The organism is Streptosporangium sp. NPDC000095, from assembly GCF_042899335.1.
Classification (GTDB): Bacteria; Actinomycetota; Actinomycetes; order Streptosporangiales; family Streptosporangiaceae; genus Streptosporangium.
This window is the reverse complement of record NZ_JBIAZS010000024.1, coordinates 68,294-86,962: the sequence shown is the minus strand read 5'-3', so window position 1 is coordinate 86,962 and position 18,669 is coordinate 68,294. Positions and strand designations below refer to the sequence as shown.

The window sequence follows — 18,669 nt, the reverse complement described above, 5'->3', positions numbered from 1 at the left end:
GGGGTCGGCCGGAGGGGTCAGAAGGCGGCCTTGCCGCCGACCGGCACCTCGTCGGTGTAGAGGGACTCGCCGACGAGCAGTGACTGGAGCTTCGCGACCAGCGCCTGCGCCTCCTCGGTCGCGAAGAACCTGGCGTGGGTCTCCCGGCTGGTCCAGCCTTCGGTGACGTGGACGGTGTCCGGGTCACCGGCCGAGCGGCCGACCAGGAAGACGACGCAGTCCTCGTTGGGCAGGGACGGCGCGTTGAGCAGGAACTCGACCAGCTCGTCACCCTTTCCCGGCTGCGCGGTCATGGTGGCATGGAAACCGTGGCCGACGATCATGGGGGATCTCCTTTTTCTTGGAGCCTGTGTTTGCCCCTGGGATGCTGACAACTCCATGAAAGCAGCGCCACCAGGGAAAACGTTAGAAGGATGCTCTCTCGCCCTTGCCTAATACTCTCGCTTTGTGGAGTATCCGGCTTGTGCTTCAATCGGGGCATGGACCTCGACGAGCTGCGTTCCCTGCTCGACCGCCACGCCCGGCCCGACATGACCACCGCCATCGAAGGCGTCCTGGTCTCGAAGGTCGAGCAATCGGGCCCGCCGTCGTCCTCGATGTCGGGCACGGTGCTGGCGCTCATCGCGCAGGGCGCGAAACGGATCGCGCTGGGCGACCGCGTGTACGAATACCGCGCCGGGCAGTATCTCCTCGCCTCGGTCGACATGCCGATCACCGGCCACTTCACCGAGGCGAGCCCCGAGCGGCCGGCGATGGGCTTCGGCCTGGTCCTGCACCCGGCGACCGTCGCCGAGCTGTTGCTGCAGGCCGCCCCCGGAGACCTACCGCCCGCCGGCGGCGCAGCCCCGTCCGGCATGGCCGTCAGTGACGCGCCCGACGCGCTCGTCGACGCGGTCGTCAGGCTGCTGCGTCTGCTCGACCGGCCACGCGACATCGCGGTGCTCGCACCGCTGATCAAGCGGGAGATCCTCTGGCGGGTCATCACCGGCGAGCAGGGCGCCGTCGTACGCCAGCTCGGACTCGCCGACAGCAGCCTCGCCCACATCGCCCGTGCCGTCCGGTGGATCCGCGACCACTACGCGCGGCCCTTCCGCGTCGAGGAGGTGGCGCGACTCGCGGGCATGAGCGTGTCCGCCTTCTACCGCAACTTCCAGGCGGTCACCGCGATGAGCCCCATCCAGTTCCAGAAGCAGATCCGGTTGCAGGAGGCCCGGCTCCTGCTCGCCATACGTCCCAACGACGTCACCGGCGTCGGTCACAGCGTCGGTTACGACAGCCCGTCGCAGTTCAGCCGGGAGTACCGCCGTCAGTTCGGCGTGCCGCCGAGCGAGGACGCCGCCCGCCTGCGCGGTTCGACGTCCCGCCTGTCACCGGCTCTCGCTTGACGCGCTCCCTGGCCCGAAGGCCGAGCACCGGCCCGCATATCGGTAGCCGCCGTCCGCGGGCCGGCCGGCCGTGGGCATGACGAAGGACCGGCCGCCGATGACGGGACCGGTCCGTTCGTCGCCTAGACCTGGGGCGCCTCTATGTCGTCGGGAGTGACGTCGTCCATGATGAGTGCCCTGTTATCCGTACCGTGGTGGGCCACACTTCCTTGGAGGTAGGGCATGGTCACGGTGGCCGTGACCATGCCCGGGTATTCGTACCGTGGCGGGTTTACGGGTGCTTGCGCAGGCGTGCGCGCAGCAGGTTGGGGTCGGTGGCCGTGGTGTAGGCGGCGCTGAGGACGTACACGTCATCGCCGCGCAGGGCGACGGAGGTGGGGTTCTGAAGTCCGTCGCCGGTGTCCAGAACGGTGGTGCTGGTGCCGTCGGACTTGATGCGCACGACCGTGTTGGGGGCGTTGAGAGCCGCGAGGATCTCGTCGCCGTGACCGGTGAAGGTGAAATCGTCGATACCGACCAGGCCGGACGCCTTGACCTGCGGCGTTCCCGCCCGGTTTCCGGGGCGGATCGGAATGCGCAGGAGAGTGCCCCGGTCGAGGTTGGTCACCCACAGGGCACCGCCACGTACCTTCGCGCCGTTGGCCCCGAGGAAACCGGTGGAGGCGAGTTCGGGAGCGGTGGACCAGGCGGTGGGCGTGCCGCCGGTGACGGGGACGGTCCACACGGTGCCGAGCACGGAGTCGGTGATGTAGAGCCGCTCGCCCTTCCCGTCCAGTGCCAGCCCGTTGGGCAGGCCGTTCGCGGGCAGCGCGGCGATGCGCCGAGGGGCCTTGCCGTGGCGCAGCCGCCACAGCCCCGTCAGGTCGGCCGTACCGGTCGCGTACAGCACGTACACGGTGCCGTCCGAGGTGTGGGCGATGCCGGTGGCCAGCGGGAAGCCGAGGATCGGCGTGTTGACCCCGCCGTCGGCGGGCGCGGGCAGTGTCGCCAGGATGCGCGTCTTGCCCCCGGGGGTGACCTGGGCCACCTGGCGGCTGGCGGCGAAGGTGATGTTCGCCGTGCCGTCGGGCAGCAGCGCGATGTTCTCCGGCATCTGGCCCGCCGACAGGTCGAAGTGGGTGGCGATCCGCACGTCCGTCAGTGGCCCTTTGGGAGACGTCGCGTTGGCCGGCGCGGTCGCGGTCATGGTGGCCGTGGCCATGAGAAGAGCCGACATGGTGATCTTGATGCTTCGCTTGGACATGGTTCCTTCACTGTTTTCCGGCATGCGGCAGCCGCGGCGCGGTGCCGTGGTCGAGAGGGGGTTCGGAGGGAGGTCGTGATCCTGCCGCCGACCGGCGGGCATGGGGCGGCCGCGGGGGCGGCAGGTAGGCGGTACAGACCGTGCCACCGGGTCGTCGAGCGCGAGGCCGGTCTCGACGGGAGGCACGGTGGAGGGGAGGGCGGGGCGGCACGGTGGAGGGAGGGCGTGGTGGACACGCGCCGCGACCAGACGAGCCCGGACGTGCTCGGACGCGCCCGGCCTCCTCGGCCGGTGGAGGGGCTCGGGTCAGACGGTACGGGTCTCCGCGCCGAGGCGAGGCCGGGTCGCTTCCGGTGTTGTCTCCTGCGACGCTTCTCGCGGTGCGATGGCCTGGGAGAGCAGTGCCAGAGCCGTCGCCGAGGGGGAGCCGGGGGCGGCTGTGGCCACCACGAGGGCCGGACCGTTCCCCTGCGGGCTCTGCAGCGTCTGCTGGGTGACCGTCAACGTCCCGACCAGGGGGTGGCGCATCTCGTAGTCGGCGACGTCACAGGCCAGGACCCGGTGGTCGGCCCACATCGCGGCGAACTCAGGACTGCGCATGGTCAGCTCACCGATCAACTCGGCCAGCAGCGGATCGTCTGGATGTCTCCCGGCCGTCAGGCGCAGGTTGCCCACCACGGCCCTGGCCTTGGCGGGCCAGTCGGCGTACAGGTCACGGGTGTGCGCGTCGAGGAACACCAGCCTGGCCATGTTCGGCCGCCGGCCGGGGACGTTCGGGCCGTCCCGGTCGAGATGGCCGGCGAACAGTCCGTGGCCCTCGCGGTTCCAGGCCAGGACATCGCTGCGGCGGCCGATCACGATGGCGGGTGTGCTCCCGAGGGCCGTCAGCAGAGCGCCGGTCGCCGGGGTGATGCGTTCGGTACGCGGCCGACCCGAGAGTCCGCCCCGTCTCGGTGCGCGGGCCAGGGCGTGCAGATGGGCCCGCTCGGACTCGTCCAGCCGCAGGGCGTTCGCTATGGCGTCGAGCACCTCGCGCGAGGCGTTGTGTGACTGGCCCTGCTCCAGGCGCGTGTAGTAGGGCGCGCTGATGCCCGCGAGCATCGCGAGTTCCTCCCGCCGCAGCCCGGGAACCCGGCGCCGCTCGCCGTAGGTCCGCAGCCCGACGTCCTCCGGCCGCAACTGGCCTCGGCGTGTCTGCAGGAAGTCCGCGAGATGGCCGTGCTTGTTCATGCAACCGAGTATGCGCGCCGCCGGCGATCCGTACCTCACCCCGCCGGGGTAGGGATCGGCGGGGTCTGGCTCACCCGAACCCCGGCCTCCAGGATGAGCGCGTCCCCCATCGACGATTCGGTCCTCCGCTTCGAGGAGAGCCCTTGAACGTCGCTTCCGGTCCGTTACCTCAAGGAGAGTTCGTGAGCGCACTTCCAGGAGAGTCCATGAACGCCACCTCAGAGCCGCGAAATCCGCTTGCCGGGCTCGATCTCACTCCCTTCGCCTTCACCCGGCGGTGCTGGGTCGACGCGACACCGGACGCCGTCTACCACCTCGCCGGTCCATCCGCCGGTCCGCCCGCCGGTCCGCCGTCCCCGGCTTTCGTGAGCGGACCGGCCGGCGACGGCGGCGTCATGGCGAGCGGCCGGTGGCGGAGCGGGGATCAGCGCAGGCCGTCGTAGAAGGTGCGCAGGTCTTCGGCGAGCACGTCGGGCACGATGTGAGCGGCGTAGTGGCCGCCGCGGTCGTACGACTTCCAGTGCACGATGTTCGTGTGGTCGCGCTCGGCGAACGTGCGCATGGACACGAAGTCACCGTCGAACATCGCGAGGCCGGTCGGCGTCTTCGTGGGCTCGGTGGGGTGTTCGGCGCGCGCGTCCTCGTAGTAGAGCCGGGTGGCCGACGTCGCGGTGCCGGTCAGCCAGTAGAGCATCGTGTTGGTCAGGATGAAGTCGGCGTCGACGCCGTCGCCGAACAACTGCGAGTTCCAGCCGAGCAGCCCGGTGGGCGAGTCGAAGATCGCGTATGACAGGGTCTGCGGCTGCTGCGAGTGCAGCGTGTTGAACGACATCTTGGTGTCGTAGAACTCCTGCAGCACCTCCAGGGCCTTCTGGTCCTCCGGGGTGATCCTCTCGAACTCGGCCGGATCGCCGGAGGGGAAGGAGAAGAGCTGGGTGACGTGCACGCCGACGACGTGTTCGGGGTCGATCCGCCCGACCTCGGGGGAGATGAGCGAGCCGCCGTCGTTGCCGACGGCGCCGTAGCGGTCGTAGCCCAGCCGCCGCATCAGCTCCGCCCACGCCCCGGCGATGCGGTACCGGTTCCAGCCCTTCTCCCTGGTCGGGCCGGAGAGGCCGAAGCCGGGCAGCGAGGGGATGACCAGGTGGAACGCCCGCGCCGGGTCCTCGGGGTCGGTGAGCGGCTCGATGAGCTTCAGGTACTCCACGATCGAGCCGGGCCAGCCGTGCGTGAGGATCAGCGGCAGGGCGTTCTCGTGTCGCGAGCGGATGTGCAGGAAGTGGATGTTCTGCCCGTCGATCTCGGTGGTGAACTGCGGGTGCCGGTTGATCTCGGCCTCGTGGGCCCGCCAGTCGTACTCGTGGCGCCAGTATTCGGCCAGGTTCCGCACGTATTCCACGGGGACGCCGTAGTCCCAGCCGGCGTCCGGCAGCTCGTCGGGCCAGAGGGTGCGGTCGAGCCGATCGTGGAGGTCGTCCAGCCTGGCCTGCGGGATGTCGATGCGGAAGGGCTTGATCTCGGCGTTTTCGCTCATGATCGGAACACTACGGACCCTTCCGGTCAGCTTCTGTCCTGAAGTACTGGCAGGGTTGGGGACATGTTGGAAACCTCGGCGCGGTTGCTGCGCCTGCTGTCGTTGTTGCAGGCCAGGAAGGACTGGCCCGGCGCGACCCTCGCCGATCGGCTGGGCGTGAGCGAGCGGACCGTGCGCCGCGACGTCGACCGGCTGCGCGAGCTCGGATATCCCGTGAACGCGACGCGGGGCACCGACGGGGGCTACCGCCTGGGCGCGGGAACCGTCATGCCGCCGCTCCTGCTCGACGACGAGGAGGTGGTCGCGGTGGCGGTCGGCCTGCGGACCGCAGCCGGAGGCACCGTCGCCGGCATCGAGGAGACGTCGGTGCGAGCCCTCGCCAAGCTTGAGCAGGTGCTCCCCTCCCGGTTGCGCCACCGGGTCAACGCGTTGCAGACCTACGTCGAACCCGTGCCCGCGGACAGTCCGGGCCCGGTGGTCGACCCCGAGGTGCTGACCGTGCTCGCCGCCGCCTGCCGCGACGGGGAACGGGTACGGTTCGACTACCGCGCCCACGACGGGTCGGCCAGTGTACGGATCGTCGAACCGCATCGGCTCGTGGCGTGGGGACGCCGCTGGTATCTCGTCGCCTGGGACGTCGACCGTCAGGACTGGCGCACCTTCCGGATGGATCGCGTCGAACCGCGCACCCCCACCGGCCCGCGCTTTCCGCCCCGCGATCCGCCGGAGGGCGGCGCGGCCGCGTACGTCGCGCGCGGAGTCTCGGCGGCGGCCTGGCGCCACCGGGCACGGGTCGTCGTCCACGCGCCCGCCGACGTCGTGACCGAGCGCGTCAACCCCGCGGTCGGCGTGGTGGAGGCCGTGGACGAGCACACCTGCGTGCTGAACACCGGCGCGGACAGCCTGCACGTGATCGCCGTGTATCTCGGCATGCTCGATCTGGACTTCGAGGTCACCGAGCCCCCGGAGCTCGTCGAGCACATGCGGGCCCTCGCGGCCCGCTACGCCCGCTCCACACCGGTCCACGCCGGTCCGCGCGGAGGGGTGAGGTCTTTTGCGGAGGGGTGACGTCTTTTAAGGAACCGCCTTCGGAAACCGCCGGGTGGTCGTCGTCGAGCGCGGCCTTCCGCGTCGAGTCGTCGTCGGGCCGTCGTCGAACGCCGCCTTCCGCGCGGATCCGGTCGGAGTCCCCGATCGCCGGGGGCATGTCGCCCCGGTCGCGGCCTCGGGGACTCCGGTCCGTCTCACCCGGTCGGGTTCACGAGTGCCGGGTTCACGAGTGGGCGACGAGGCACTTCTTGAGCGTGTCCCTGGAGTTCTGACGCTTCGGCGCGATCTTCATGAGCGCGGCGTCGCGCACCTGCACGTACTTGGCTCCGGCGGCGTTGTATGCCTCCACCATCTTCTTCGCGGCGGGGTCCAGCGCCGGAGCCTTGACCCCGAGCTGCTGCAGGGCCACCTTCTGGGAGAGCTGGTCGATGTTCGCGGCGGCACCGGCCTTCATCAGGGCGGCGTGAGCGGCCTTGACCTCCGGTAGGGCGTCGACGTCGGTGAGGGCGTCCTCGGCGTTCATCAGCGCGAGCTGCTCCTGCGCGCAGGGGGCCGGGGCGGTGGCGGCGACGGCGGTGGTGGCGGTGGCGCCGACGGTGGTCAGGGTGGCGAGAAGGCCGAACGCGGCCAGCGCCGTCGCAGTGGTGCGGGTGTGCATGGGGTGCTCCCGTTGGTGCTGAGGGTTGATTGGCATGTGACCTCATGCACCGTAATCACTGTGGGTAATCACTCCACCGCTTCAAGTTAACGTCAAGGGTCGCGGGCCGTCCGATTTCCGAGGAAGCCTGATCGCCCGTGGTGCCGGCTCGGGGTTACGTCGGCTTCCGTTCATGACCTGTGAGCGGACCTCCTCACGGATCGACGAGTGCGAAAAGGAGTGAAACCACTGGATTTCCATCGGTGCGACAGCGTCGAAATCCGACTCCCGACAAGCCATCCGACTTGCTGGGATCCAGTTTGCCGTTAGCAGGTAAGGCCGGTGTCAGCATCGTCGGAGAGTCATAACCGATCATGACATCTGGGGGAAAAATGCTTCGAAAACTGATCCCGATCCTGGTCGCGGTCGCGGCGGCCGGATCACCCGCCATCGCGACCAGGGCCTGGGCGGAGGTGGCGCCGGCCGCTTCGGCGGCCCGGTCGGTCGCCGCCGCGCAGACGACCGGTACGTGCGTTCCGGGATCGCCGTGCGCGGGGATCAACTGCGGTCCGGGCCGCATCTGCGTCCCCTCGCCCAAGCAGTGCTTCACCACGCCGTGCCCGCAGTACGACTGCGTGCCCGTGACGGGTTACCCAGGTGGCTACCCCGGTTACCCGACCGGGTACCCGCCTCCGTATCCGGGCTGGCGTCCCCCCTATCCTGGCTGGCGGCCACCGTATCCGGGCTGGCGCCCTCCGTATCCATATCCGCGGCCTCCGTACCCGTATCCGTACCCACGGCCTCCGTATCCGCGGCCTCCGTATCCGGGCGTGCGGCCTCCGTACCCCGCTCCGCTGCCTCCCGGACCGGGGCGGCCTCCGTATCCGGCGTATCCGGCACCGATGCCTCCCGGTCCGGGGCCCAGGGCCATCGGCGGCTGACGGATCGCGGGTCGTTCGGGGGGCACCTCCACCGGCGGGCACCAGGTGAGCCTGGCGCGTAGCGGTCCGGCCCTCACCGCCGTCGGTGGCTCGCCCGCGCCGACGATTCGTACGTCACATCCAGCGGTCCCGGCGTGCCCGGCACCGCCCGTCGTCGCCCGTCACCACCCCAGCCCGCCACGACGGCGGCCCGGGGTGCGGGCGGGCGGCGACGGCTTGTGGGGACACCGGGTGAGCTGGTCTGATGTGCGAAGGATGAGGTGAGCCGGTACGGGGGTTGTTTTCTGCCGTGGAGGCATCTGTCGAGCAACTGGTGTACGTCCGCGAGGACGAGTACACGATCGCGCGGATGAGCGCCGAGGGCATGCCCGGCTTCGTCGCCTCCGGCCGGGCCCTTGGCGGGGTCCAGCCGGGGGAGACGCTCAGGCTCGTCGGTGACTGGGGCGACCACCCGCGGTACGGCAGGCGCTTCGAGGTCGTCGCGTGCGAGCGGCTGGTTCCGGCCACGGTCCGGGCCATCCGCATCTATCTGGGCTCCGGCCTGATCCGCGGCATCGGGCCGAGGCTCGCCCACGCCATCGTGAGCCACTTCGGCGAGGCGACGCTGACGGTCATCGACACCGAGCCGGGACGGCTCACCGAGGTCGTCAACATCGGCCCCGCCCGGCAGGCCCAGATCGCCGACGCCTGGCAGGAGCAGAAGGCGATCGCCGAGCTCATGGTGGTCCTGCAGGGTTTCGGGATCAGCCCGCTGCTCGCGGCGAAGATATACCAGGTCTTCGGGGCCGACTCGGGAGAGGTGCTCACCTCCGACCCGTACCGGCTCATCGGCAAGGTGAGGGGCATCGCCTTCGCCACGGCGGACAGGATCGCGCTGCGCTCCGGGGTCGCGGAGGACAGCCCGCAGCGGGTCAAGGCGGCGATCCTGGACAGGCTGGAGACGGCGGCGAGCCGCGACGGACACTGCTACGTACGCCTGATCGCGCTGATCGCCCAGTCCGCGGAGCTCGTCGAGCAGGACCACGACCTCGTCGCGCGGATGGTCGACGCACTCGTCGCCGACCGACGCGTGGTCGTCGAGGCGTCGCCCGACGGCCACGCGACGGCCGTGGTCTATCTGAAGGAGACCCACAGCCGTGAGATCACGCTCGCCGACCAGCTGACCAGGCTCTGGGAGGCTCCCTCGACGCTGCCCATGCGCACCTTCCAGGAGGATCCCGGGCTGGACGAGGACCAGCGGGCGGCGGTGAACATGGCGCTCACCAGTACCGTCTCCATCCTCACCGGCGGTCCGGGCTGCGGGAAGAGCCACACCGTCAAGACCATCGCGGCGACCGTGCGGGCGATGGGCGGCACGGTGACCCTCACCGCGCCGACCGGCAAGGCGGCCAAGCGCCTGTCGGAACTCACCGGCCTGCCCGCCATGACCGTGCACCGGATGCTGGCCCACCAGCCGGATCCCGACAGCGGCACGCTGTTCGAGCAGACGCCCGCGCAGGCCGACCTGATCGTGGTCGACGAGGCGTCCATGCTGGACCTGAGCCTGGCCACCCGCCTCACCGCGGCCATATCGCCCGGCAGCCACCTGTTGATCGTGGGCGACAGCGACCAGCTTCCCAGCATCGCCCCCGGCAGCGTGCTCGCCGACCTGCTGCGCGTCGAGACGATCGCGCGGATGCGCCTGACCCGCGTCTTCCGCCAGGCGGAGGGCAGCGGGATCATCCGGGCCGCCCGCCGGGTGAGGGCGGGTGAGGTGCCCGCGACTCCCGGCGGGGGAGGCTTCTGGTTCGAGGAGGTCGACGACCCCGAGCAGGTCGCCGAGCGGGTGCTGCACCTGGCGACGGTGGCGATCCCCCGCAAGCAGGGGGTGAGCCCGGACCAGGTCCAGGTCCTGTGCCCGATGCGCAGGGGCCTGACGGGGACGGCCGAACTCGGCAGGATGATCCAGGAACGGCTCAACCCCGCTCGTGAGGGGGTCGCCGAACACTGGTCGGGCGCCTCCGCCTTCCGGGTCGGCGACCGTGTCATGCCGATCCGCAACAACTACGACAAGGGCGTCTTCAACGGCGACACCGGTACGGTCACCGCCATCACCCCCGAGGAGAGGGTCGTCGAGATCCGCACCGACGACGGGCAGACCGTGAAGTACGGCTTCGGCGAGCTCGACGAGCTGACCCACACGTACGCCATCAGCGTCCACCGTTCCCAGGGCAGCGAGTATCCCTTCGTGGTCGCGCCGCTCGTCACCGAGTCCGGGGGCGTCATGCTGCGCCGCAAGCTGCTCTACACCCTGCTCACCCGGGCACGGTCGTGGGTGGTCGTCGTCGGCGAGCGCAAGGCCCTGGAGATGGCCGTCAACCGGCTGGACCACCGCCGCAACACAGGGCTCGCCCGCAGGCTCGCGCTGAGCCTCGGCGCGGGCCTCCACTACGAGATCGCCCCCGACTGACCTTCGAGGGCCTGCCGCGGCCCGATGCCTCGCACCACGGCGGGAGGACGAATCTCGACGCTAATGCCATGGGGGAGTGGGTCCTAGGTAGGAATATGCGAAGGTATGGTGATTGCTCGTGACGACGTTTCGGATCAGCGAGGCCGCCGCGCTGCTGGGAGTGAGCCCCGACACCGTCCGCCGGTGGGTGGACGCCGGACGGCTCGCGGCCCGGCGGGACGAGCACGGCCACCGGATGGTGGAGGGGGTCGATCTGGCGGCGTTCGCACGTGCCCGGATCGAGTCCGAGGAGGGCACGGGGCACTCCTCGGCCAGAAACCGCTTCCGCGGGATCGTGACCGAAGTGATCAGGGACGCGGTGATGGCCCAGGTGGAGATCGCCGCGGGACCGTACCGGGTGGTGTCGTTGATGAGCCGCCAGGCCGCCGACGAGCTGGGCCTGGCGGTGGGGGTGACGGCCGTCGCCGTGATCAAGTCCACCAACGTGGTCGTGGAGATCGCCGACCACGCCCGTACGACGAGTTGACGGCGCCGTGAGTGGTCCGTCCGGCGGCGTAACGGGTGGCCCGGCCGACGGGGTAGCGGGTGGCCCGGCCGGCGCCGTTCCAAACGGCCCGTCCGGCGGCGTGCCGGGAGACCTCCCCGGTGGGGTACGCGGCGGTCCGGCCAACGGTGGTGCGGGCGGTGGGGTGCGCGACGGCGGGGTGGCGGGCCGTCTGCCCTGGGTGCTGGTGCTGCCGGCCGTGGCGGGCATGGTCTTCCTGACGCTGCCGCTGGTCGGGCTGCTGACGCGCGCCCCCTGGTCCACCCTGCTGGAGAGGCTGGGCGAGCCGCAGGTGCTGGAGGCACTGCGCCTGTCGCTGGTGAGCGCGACCGTGGCCACGCTGGTGTGCCTGCTGCTCGGCGTGCCGCTGGCGTGGCTGCTGGCCCGGGTCGACTTCCCCGGCCGTCGCCTGGTACGGGCGCTGGTCACCGTCCCCCTCGTGCTGCCCCCGGTGGTCGGCGGGGTCGCCCTGCTGCTCGTCCTGGGACGGCGCGGCCTGGTCGGTCAGTGGCTGGACTCCACCTTCGGCATCACCCTGCCGTTCACCACGGCCGGGGTCGTCGTCGCCGAGACGTTCGTCGCCATGCCGTTCCTGGTCATCAGCGTCGAGGGTGCGCTGCGCGCCGCCGACCTGCGGTTCGAGGAGGCCGCCGCGACGCTGGGCGCCTCCCGCTGGGTGATCTTCCGCCGTGTCACCCTGCCCCTGATCGTCCCGGGCATCGTCGCGGGAGCCGTGCTGTGCTGGGCCCGCGCGCTGGGCGAGTTCGGGGCCACCATCACCTTCGCCGGCAACTTCCCCGGCCAGACCCAGACCATGCCGCTGGCCGTGTACCTCGCCCTGGAGACCGAACCCGAGGCCGCGATCGTGCTCAGCCTTGTCCTGCTCGCCGTCTCGGTGATCATCCTGGCCGGCCTGCGCGACCGGTGGGTGAGCGGCCCGTGACCCTCGACGCCCATCTCGTCGTCACCCGGCCCCGCTTCCGCCTGGACATCGAACTGGAGGTCGCGGCCGGTCAGGTCGTCGCACTGCTCGGTCCCAACGGCGCGGGCAAGACCACCGCGCTGCGCGCGCTGGCCGGGCTCACCGCCCTGTCCGGCGGGCGGATCCTCCTGGACGGTGAGGCGCTGCACCCCCTGGCGTCCGAACGTCGCCCGATCGGCATGGTCTTCCAGGACTACCTGCTCTTCCCACACCTGTCCGTCCTGGACAACGTCGCCTTCGGACCTCGTTGCCGCGGCGCCTCCAGAGCGGAGGCGCGGCGCGGTGCCGCCGCCTGGCTGGAACGCGTCGGCCTGGCCGGGTACGCCGCGGCGAAACCCCGGCAGCTGTCGGGCGGTCAGGCCCAGCGCGTCGCACTGGCCCGTGCCCTCGCCGTCGGCCCCCGCCTGCTGCTGCTGGACGAACCACTGGCCGCCCTCGACGCCCACACCCGCCTGGAGATCCGCTCCCGGCTCCGCCGCCACCTGGCCGACTTCGAGGGCGCGACCGTCCTGGTCACCCACGACCCGCTGGACGCCATGGTGCTCGCCGACCAGCTGGTCGTCATCGAGAACGGCGCCGTCGTGCAGCGCGGCGCCCCCGCCGAGGTCGCCCGCCGCCCGCGCACCGACTACGTCGCCCGTCTGGTCGGCCTCAACCTCTATCGGGGACTCGCCGCCGAACGGCAGGTCACCGTCGGTGAGGTGCGTTTCAGCGTCGCCGAGAACCTGGAGGGCCCCGCGTTCGTCGCCTTCCGGCCCGGCGCGGTCGCGCTCTACCGGACCCGTCCCGACGGCACCCCGCGCAATCTCTGGGAGGCCACGATCGAGGGTATCGAACGGCACGGCTCATGCGTCCGCATCCACCTGGAGGGACCCATCACCGCCTCCGCGGACGTCACCCCCGCCGCCGTCGCGGATCTCGACCTCACCCCCGGGCAGCGGATCTGGGCGTCGGTCAAGGCCACCGAGACCCACGCCTACCCATCGTGATCGGCAGCCGTGCGGCCCGAGAGCCGGGTGGGTAGCCGAGAGCCGGACGGCCGGGCGGGCGTGGGGCCGCGGCGAGCGAAGGCGAGAAAGAACCGGCCCGTGCTCGCCGTACACGACCCTGTCCGCCGGGGCGAATCCCCGCCCCCTTGACGGGACTCGCCCCGGCGGACGCTTGGACCGGCGGGCGGCGGACGCCTAGACCGGCGGGCAGTTCCGCGGGCCGCCCGAGGCCAGGTCGGCGAGCGAGCAGACCGAGACCTTCGGGTGATACGGGCCCATCACGGCGGCGGCGGAGGCCGGGTCACCGTCCTCGGGGACGTTCTGGACGGCCTCGGCGAAGTTCTCGTCCACCACCATGTTGCGGAGCAGGACGGTGTGCGCGGCCCTCGGCTGCGTCGTGGAGAACGGCAGGAAGGTCACCCCCGGAATCCTCTCGATCGCCGCGCGCTGCGACTCCCTGCCGATCACGTACGTGTAGTGGCCGGTGGAGTCCAGCGCGGTCTCGTCGTCGCTGCGGCACCCGTAGCTGACCGTCCCGTTCGGCAGGTTGTTCACCACCACGGGGAGCAGCGGGAAGGTGAGGTTCGTGCACATGGACCAGTAGCGCACGTCCTTGTCCGTCCCCGGCCACGGCGAGGGGTGGGAACCGGCGGAGGCGCGCGGCGCCTTGCCCCGGACGACGACGACCTCGCGGTCGGCCGGTGGGGGGACGGTCGCGCTGAGGTAGGCGGCGTCCGCGTTCGGGAAGCCGCCGACGCGCCGCGTGTCGAGTTTCACGCGGGCGAACCTCATCGGCTCCGGCTCGGCGAGCGGCGGGTCCATGCGGAGTCCTTCGAGCGCCTCCATCTGCGCCTGCGTGGGTGTGTCGGTGCTCTCACACCGGGGTACCGGCGTGGAGACGCCGTCGCGTTCGAAGGTGACCGACGGCAGCGGCACCTGCGAGAAGTCGCCGTCGGCCGGCAGGTAGGCCCTCAGCAGAACGTAGCCGTCCGCGCCCTCCGCGGTGCCCTCGGGAGCGAGGGGAAGCGTGTTGACCTGGCCGGGAGCCGCGTCGGAGCTCACGGTCACCGTGTAACGCCCGCCTGGCTCCGCCTGCTGCTGCCACGGGTTGACACTGCCCGGGTCCGGGTCGATGAGGTGGTCGGGCAGCGACGAGCCGACACCGTTGAACGTGAACGACCCTCCGCCGTCCTTGTACACGTTGAACGAGGTGTACCGGCTGTCCGCGTACTCACCCGAGAGCTTGATCCGCAGACGGTCCTGAACCGTGAACGGCAGCACCCAGTACGACGCCGCGGTGTCGGGGAAGAAGACGTTGACGGTGTCCGCGCTCACCCGGAGTTTCCAGGAGCAGTCCGGTGTCACCGGCGGTGCGGCGGTCGCGGCGGCGGCCTGTGGGAGCGGAGAGGCGATGAGCGCGCCGACTCCCAACGCTGCGAGCAGCCCTCGAAGGCGAGGAGAGCGCCGAGGGCCGGATTTCGTGCTGGTCATGTGAGATGTCCCCCTGTTTGCGATAGGTGTTTTCGACGGCACGGGGATGCCGGAGCCTGATGCCTGAGCTCCGATGTCGGAGGCCCGGTTCCGGAACCTTGATGCCGGACCTTTGGCCCGGAGCTCCGATGCCGATGCCTCCGGCGGAAGGCAGGAAGGACGCGCCGTCCCCCGGCCTGTCCTCGCGGTCGGCCCCCGGCCGATCCGGCTTCCGTCCCCGTGCGGGTGGGTCGTCGTCAGCGGCTCTTCGCCACCTCGGCGGCCACGGCGCGGAACGCGACCAGCGCCTCGCGCTGGTCGTGGGCCGAGGTGGAGACGGTCGACTTGACGACGACCACGCCGTGCTTGGGCGAGACGTAGACGTACTGCCCGCCGAACCCGGCGGCCATGAAGTCGCCCTCGTCGCCGTCACCGAGCCACCAGTGCAGCCCGTAGCCGGCGTTGAAGGAGGCGGAGGGCGTGGTCGACTTCTTCACCCAGGCGCTCGGCACGACCTGGCGCCCCGCCGCCTTGCCGTCACGCAGGTAGAGCAGGCCGAACCGGGCGAAGTCGCGGTCGGTGGCGTGGTAGCAGCAGTAGCCGAGGCTGTCGCCGGTGGTGTCCTTCTCGATACGCGCCGTGGACTCCATGCCGGCGGGCTGCCAGATCTTCTTCTCCACGTACCGGTGGTACGGCGTGCCCGTGGCGCGGCTGACGATGTCGGCGAGCACGAAGGAGTTCATGCTGGTGTACTCGAACCTGCTGCCGGGCTTCCAGCCGCGCACCTGCCGCGCCGCCAGCTTCTCGACCGACCGGCCCCGCTTCACGGCCATCTGCACCTTGGGGATGTCGGAGCGCTCGTCCCAGGCGATCCCCGACGACATGCGCAGCAGGTTGCGGATGGACACCCCGTCGTAGCCGGAGCCGCGCAGTTCGGGAAGGTAACGGGTGACCTGGTCGTCGATCGAGCGGATGTGGCCCTCCTGCAGGGCGATGCCGATCGCGGCCGACGTGAAGGACTTCGCCATCGACCAGGACTGGAACCGGGTGTTGCGGTCGGCCTCGACGTAGCGCTCGTCCACGATCTTCTGGCCGTCCAGGACGACGAAGCCGTTGGTCTTCGTGCGCGCGAGGAAGTCGTCGAGGGTGCGCTCGTCGCCCTCGTAGGTGTAGGTCACCGAGAGCTTTCTCGGGTCGCTCCGCAGTCTGACCGGATTCGCCGATGGTCGTACGAGGTCGAAGGCACCGGCCTCGGCGACGACCGGCGCGGACGGCGACGAGGCCGGTGCGAGGGAGGCCGATGTCATGGCCAGGGCTCCGGCCGGAGCCGCCGAGCCGATCAGCGTGAGTGCGGCGACCGTCGCGATCGCGGGTACTCGCAGGCGATGGATGTTCATGTTCCCTCCGTGGGTTCGGTGGCGGGGTGAGCCGCTCGCGTACGGCGGGGATCATGACGCACTTTCTTGGCAGATTTCTGGCACGCCCCACGGCGGATCTCCGGCAGCCCCACTGCGGGACTTCGGCATGCCCACGGCGGATCTCCGGCACGGACTACGCGGAGATCCAGCAAATCTCCCGCACGGTCCACGGCGGAGATTCAGCGGGTCTACGGCGGGGACCGGCGCGGCTCGGTGAGCCAGGAGCCGACCTCGGGAGGACGCTCGTCGGGTCGCGTCGGGGAGCGGGGGGAGAGGGGAGACGAGGCGGGCAGCCGCACCTCGACGCGCGTTCCGCGGCCCTGTTCAGGGTCGGTCACCGTGACCGTGCCGCCGTGCAGAGCCACCTGCTGGCGGATGAGGGTGAGACCGAGGCCCGAACCCGGGCTGCCGGGTCGGCGGTGGAACCTGGTGAAGACGGAGTCGCGTTCGGCGAGCGGTATCCCCGGTCCCGCGTCCTGAACGGCGAGTACGGCGACCGTACCGTCGGCGGACAGCGTCACCGTGATCGTGGCACGCTCGGTGTCCTCGGTGTCCTCGGTGCCGTCCCTGGCACTCGTGCCGCCCATGCCGCTGTCCGTACGGTCTGTGCCGTCCCTGGCACTCGTACTGCCCATGCCGCTGTCCGTGTGGTCTGTGCTGTCTGTGTTGTTCGCTCTGTCCAGGCCGCTCACGGCGTCCGCGCTGTCCGCGCCATCAGGGCGGACCACCCTGTCCTTACCGCCAGGGTGGTCCGGGGCATCCGTGCCGTGGATCGCGGCGTTGTCGAGGAGGTTGTCCACGATCATCCGGAGTCCTTCGGCCCATCCCCGTACCGGCAGGTCGGCCGTGGGGGAGAAGGCGATCGCAGCCCTCGGGTGGCGGCGCCGCGCCTCCTCGACGGCGACGGCGGTGATCTCCGCCAGATCGGTCTCGGCGAAGGCCGCGGGCTCGACCAGCTCGCCGCGCGCCAGCCGGCGCAGCATCGTGATCAGCCGCTGTGTCCGGCCGTGTTCCGCACTCAGATCGGCGACGATCTCGGCGCGCTCCACCGGATCCAGTCCGGGGTGGCCGAGCAACTCCAGGTTGGTGCCCATGCTGGTCAGCGGCGTCCGCAGCTCGTGCGCCACGGTGGCGGCGAAGGCGCGGGCGGTCTCCAACGCCTCACCGGTGCGCGTCACCGCCGCGTCACGCCGGTCCAGCAGATCGTTGAGCACGCCGGCCAGTTCGTCGATCTCGGTGACCCCGGAGGCGGTCTCCAGTCGTGTCTCCCCCACGGGGGACGCGCCGATTCCCCGCGCCTGGCCGCGAAGTACCGCCAGGGGACGCACCGCGAACCTGCCGAGAGCGAGACCGGCGACGACGCCCACCCCCGCCGAGATCAGGGTGACCAGCGCCAACCGGCTGCGGAGCACTCCGAGCCGCCGGTCGAGGTGCTCCTCGGACTCGAACACCCACAGGCGGCCCGCGCCCCCTCGCGGGCCCAGGTCGGACACCACGAATCGCCATTCCCGCGCGCCTTCGCCGAAGGTGGCCGGTCCCTCACCGGCCACGGCGGGTGTCGTGGCCGGTACCTCTCCCATGTCGAACGACGTGCTCCCCGGTATCTCGACGCGTATCCCGCCGGGGCTGCCGGCCCCCATGGCGGCGGCCCCGGCGAGTCGTTGCGCGATGAGGTCCGGCGGTAGGCGGGGGGTCATGCGGACGCGCCAGGAGTACGAGGTGGCGAGCGGCGCCAGCGCGTGCGCCCGCGTCGCCATCTGCTCGTCCCGCTCGGCGCGCAGGTCGCGGGAGACCAGGTTCAGTACGAGCAGGCCGCCCAGCAGCACCAGCAGCGGGACGAGCGTGGCCAGGCAGGCCGCGAACCGGGTGGAGAGCCTCACCGGTGCCCGTCCCGCACCACGAACCCGACCCCGCGCACCGTGTGCACCACGCGCGGCTCACCCCCGGCCTCCAGCTTGCGCCGCAGGTAGCTCACGAAGGTGTCCACGGCGTTGCCGGTCACCTCGAAGTCGTACCCCCAGACCCGTTCCAGCAGCACCGACCTGGACAGTACGACCCCCGCGTTGTACGCGAGTACCTCCAGCAGGTCGAACTCCCGGCGGGTCAGCTCGACCTCCCTGCCGCTCACGGTGACCCGGCGGGCGGTCGGGTCGACCGTGAGCGGGCCCACCCGGACCGTCTCGCCGGCCGCCCGCCCGGCCCTGCGCAGCAGGGCACGCAGCCGTAGGACCAGTTCACCGAGGTCGAAAGGCTTGACGACGTAGTCGTCGGCTCCCGCGGCCAGCCCCGCCACCCGGTCGGCGACCTCGTCCATCGCCGACAGCATCAGTACCGGAACCTCCGTTCCGCGTGCCCGCAGGCGGGCGCACACCTCGATGCCCGACAGTCCGGGCATCGAGACATCGAGGACGATCGCGTCGGGCGCGGTGCCTTCGGCCAGTTCCAGGGCCCGCTCGCCGGAGTCCGCGGTCTCCACGCCGAAGCCCTCCAGGCGCAGGCCGCGCCGTAACGAGCGCAGGATCGCGGGGTCGTCGTCGACGGCGAGGATCCGGTACCCGGTCATCGAAGGGCTCCCGTGCGTGTCAGTGGTCAGGATGCGGGGGGCGGAACCGGCCTCCCCGGAGGTGCCGATCCGCTGGGTGTGCCGATCCACTCCGGGGCGGGAGGCGGCGACAGACGGCATCCTGGCAGAAGTCCACACGGACCGGGCAGCCCCACCGGGTCCCGGTCACAATCCGGGGCACCACCGCCCGGTCGTGCCCCCGAGCCGTTGTCTACCTGGCCACGCCTTCCTCCG

General features: G+C 71.0%; 18 protein-coding genes. 7 read left to right on the top strand and 11 right to left on the bottom strand.

What is annotated here, in order from left to right; genetic code table 11:
• Window positions 1-17: 17 nt before the first annotated feature.
• Window positions 18-323 carry an antibiotic biosynthesis monooxygenase gene (locus tag ACFY3V_RS36475; RefSeq protein ID WP_362906704.1) on the bottom strand — a complete coding sequence of 102 codons (306 nt, stop codon included), beginning with the start codon at window positions 321-323 and terminating at the stop codon, window positions 18-20.
• Window positions 324-479: 156 nt separating this feature from the next.
• Here ACFY3V_RS36475 and ACFY3V_RS36470 point away from each other — a divergent pair, with 156 nt between their 5' ends.
• Window positions 480-1,385 carry an AraC family transcriptional regulator gene (locus tag ACFY3V_RS36470; protein ID WP_362906702.1) on the top strand — a complete coding sequence of 302 codons (906 nt, stop codon included), beginning with the start codon at window positions 480-482 and terminating at the stop codon, window positions 1,383-1,385.
• A 122-nt stretch (window positions 1,386-1,507) separates the two neighbouring features.
• On the opposite strand, the gene ACFY3V_RS36465 is transcribed toward ACFY3V_RS36470, so the two are convergent.
• From ACFY3V_RS36465 to ACFY3V_RS36455, 3 genes are all read right to left on the bottom strand, one after another.
• Window positions 1,508-1,630, bottom strand: coding sequence for a hypothetical protein (locus ACFY3V_RS36465; protein WP_389779799.1), 123 nt, complete (start codon window positions 1,628-1,630; stop codon window positions 1,508-1,510).
• A 26-nt stretch (window positions 1,631-1,656) separates the two neighbouring features.
• Entirely contained in the window at window positions 1,657-2,628 is a 972-nt protein-coding gene (locus tag ACFY3V_RS36460) for a hypothetical protein (RefSeq protein WP_389779797.1), read from the bottom strand.
• 306 nt (window positions 2,629-2,934) lie between these two features.
• Window positions 2,935-3,858 carry a helix-turn-helix transcriptional regulator gene (locus tag ACFY3V_RS36455; protein ID WP_362906696.1) on the bottom strand — a complete coding sequence of 308 codons (924 nt, stop codon included), beginning with the start codon at window positions 3,856-3,858 and terminating at the stop codon, window positions 2,935-2,937.
• 182 nt (window positions 3,859-4,040) lie between these two features.
• Here ACFY3V_RS36455 and ACFY3V_RS36450 point away from each other — a divergent pair, with 182 nt between their 5' ends.
• A complete protein-coding gene (locus ACFY3V_RS36450) occupies window positions 4,041-4,301 on the top strand; it encodes a hypothetical protein (protein ID WP_389779795.1) in 261 nt (86 codons plus the stop codon).
• Here the strand turns inward: ACFY3V_RS36450 and ACFY3V_RS36445 are convergent.
• Window positions 4,283-5,392 (bottom strand): epoxide hydrolase family protein, encoded by a 1,110-nt coding sequence (locus ACFY3V_RS36445; RefSeq protein ID WP_362906694.1) that lies wholly within the window; start codon window positions 5,390-5,392, stop codon window positions 4,283-4,285. The two genes, ACFY3V_RS36450 and ACFY3V_RS36445, sit on opposite strands and share 19 nt — an antisense overlap.
• A gap of 63 nt (window positions 5,393-5,455) precedes the next feature.
• On the opposite strand from ACFY3V_RS36445, the gene ACFY3V_RS36440 reads away from it, so the two are divergent.
• Window positions 5,456-6,460: a helix-turn-helix transcriptional regulator gene (locus tag ACFY3V_RS36440; protein WP_389779793.1), complete on the top strand. Its 1,005-nt coding sequence runs from the start codon at window positions 5,456-5,458 to the stop codon at window positions 6,458-6,460.
• Between the two features lie 205 nt (window positions 6,461-6,665).
• On the opposite strand, the gene ACFY3V_RS36435 is transcribed toward ACFY3V_RS36440, so the two are convergent.
• Window positions 6,666-7,136: a hypothetical protein gene (locus ACFY3V_RS36435; RefSeq protein WP_389779791.1), complete on the bottom strand. Its 471-nt coding sequence runs from the start codon at window positions 7,134-7,136 to the stop codon at window positions 6,666-6,668.
• Between the two features lie 157 nt (window positions 7,137-7,293).
• A complete protein-coding gene (locus tag ACFY3V_RS36430; protein WP_389779789.1) occupies window positions 7,294-7,677 on the bottom strand; it encodes a hypothetical protein in 384 nt (127 codons plus the stop codon).
• A gap of 632 nt (window positions 7,678-8,309) precedes the next feature.
• Between ACFY3V_RS36430 and ACFY3V_RS36425 the strand changes: the two genes are divergently transcribed.
• From ACFY3V_RS36425 to ACFY3V_RS36410, 4 genes are all read left to right on the top strand, one after another.
• Window positions 8,310-10,469, top strand: coding sequence for an ATP-dependent RecD-like DNA helicase (locus ACFY3V_RS36425; RefSeq protein ID WP_389779787.1), 2,160 nt, complete (start codon window positions 8,310-8,312; stop codon window positions 10,467-10,469).
• Between the two features lie 118 nt (window positions 10,470-10,587).
• Window positions 10,588-10,995, top strand: coding sequence for a helix-turn-helix transcriptional regulator (locus tag ACFY3V_RS36420; RefSeq protein ID WP_362906684.1), 408 nt, complete (start codon window positions 10,588-10,590; stop codon window positions 10,993-10,995).
• A 226-nt stretch (window positions 10,996-11,221) separates the two neighbouring features.
• The gene (locus ACFY3V_RS36415; protein WP_362906725.1) at window positions 11,222-11,956 is read left to right on the top strand and encodes an ABC transporter permease; all 735 of its coding nucleotides are present in this window, start codon (window positions 11,222-11,224) and stop codon (window positions 11,954-11,956) included.
• Window positions 11,953-12,984, top strand: coding sequence for an ABC transporter ATP-binding protein (locus ACFY3V_RS36410; protein WP_350941283.1), 1,032 nt, complete (start codon window positions 11,953-11,955; stop codon window positions 12,982-12,984). The genes ACFY3V_RS36415 and ACFY3V_RS36410 overlap by 4 nt, the downstream gene beginning before the upstream one ends.
• A gap of 195 nt (window positions 12,985-13,179) precedes the next feature.
• Here ACFY3V_RS36410 and ACFY3V_RS36405 read toward each other — a convergent pair whose 3' ends face one another.
• The 4 genes from ACFY3V_RS36405 to ACFY3V_RS36390 all read right to left on the bottom strand — a co-directional run bounded on the left by ACFY3V_RS36405 (window position 13,180) and on the right by ACFY3V_RS36390 (window position 18,435).
• Window positions 13,180-14,475, bottom strand: coding sequence for a hypothetical protein (locus ACFY3V_RS36405; RefSeq protein WP_389779784.1), 1,296 nt, complete (start codon window positions 14,473-14,475; stop codon window positions 13,180-13,182).
• Window positions 14,476-14,711: 236 nt separating this feature from the next.
• Window positions 14,712-15,851: a serine hydrolase gene (locus tag ACFY3V_RS36400; RefSeq protein WP_362906680.1), complete on the bottom strand. Its 1,140-nt coding sequence runs from the start codon at window positions 15,849-15,851 to the stop codon at window positions 14,712-14,714.
• A 209-nt stretch (window positions 15,852-16,060) separates the two neighbouring features.
• Window positions 16,061-17,752 (bottom strand): sensor histidine kinase, encoded by a 1,692-nt coding sequence (locus ACFY3V_RS36395; protein WP_389779781.1) that lies wholly within the window; start codon window positions 17,750-17,752, stop codon window positions 16,061-16,063.
• Entirely contained in the window at window positions 17,749-18,435 is a 687-nt protein-coding gene (locus ACFY3V_RS36390) for a response regulator transcription factor (RefSeq protein ID WP_350941276.1), read from the bottom strand. Before ACFY3V_RS36390 ends, ACFY3V_RS36395 begins: the two co-directional genes overlap by 4 nt.
• Between the last annotated feature and the right edge of the window lie 234 nt (window positions 18,436-18,669).

Coding starts and splice junctions, on each gene's coding strand:
- ACFY3V_RS36475 (WP_362906704.1), bottom strand. CDS start 323: ATGATCGTCGGCCACGGTTTCCATGCCACCATGACCGCGCAGCCGGGA.
- ACFY3V_RS36470 (WP_362906702.1), top strand. CDS start 480: ATGGACCTCGACGAGCTGCGTTCCCTGCTCGACCGCCACGCCCGGCCC.
- ACFY3V_RS36465 (WP_389779799.1), bottom strand. CDS start 1,630: ATGGTCACGGCCACCGTGACCATGCCCTACCTCCAAGGAAGTGTGGCC.
- ACFY3V_RS36460 (WP_389779797.1), bottom strand. CDS start 2,628: ATGTCCAAGCGAAGCATCAAGATCACCATGTCGGCTCTTCTCATGGCC.
- ACFY3V_RS36455 (WP_362906696.1), bottom strand. CDS start 3,858: ATGAACAAGCACGGCCATCTCGCGGACTTCCTGCAGACACGCCGAGGC.
- ACFY3V_RS36445 (WP_362906694.1), bottom strand. CDS start 5,392: ATGAGCGAAAACGCCGAGATCAAGCCCTTCCGCATCGACATCCCGCAG.
- ACFY3V_RS36440 (WP_389779793.1), top strand. CDS start 5,456: ATGTTGGAAACCTCGGCGCGGTTGCTGCGCCTGCTGTCGTTGTTGCAG.
- ACFY3V_RS36435 (WP_389779791.1), bottom strand. CDS start 7,136: ATGCCAATCAACCCTCAGCACCAACGGGAGCACCCCATGCACACCCGC.
- ACFY3V_RS36415 (WP_362906725.1), top strand. CDS start 11,222: ATGGTCTTCCTGACGCTGCCGCTGGTCGGGCTGCTGACGCGCGCCCCC.
- ACFY3V_RS36405 (WP_389779784.1), bottom strand. CDS start 14,475: ATGACCAGCACGAAATCCGGCCCTCGGCGCTCTCCTCGCCTTCGAGGG.
- ACFY3V_RS36400 (WP_362906680.1), bottom strand. CDS start 15,851: ATGAACATCCATCGCCTGCGAGTACCCGCGATCGCGACGGTCGCCGCA.
- ACFY3V_RS36390 (WP_350941276.1), bottom strand. CDS start 18,435: ATGACCGGGTACCGGATCCTCGCCGTCGACGACGACCCCGCGATCCTG.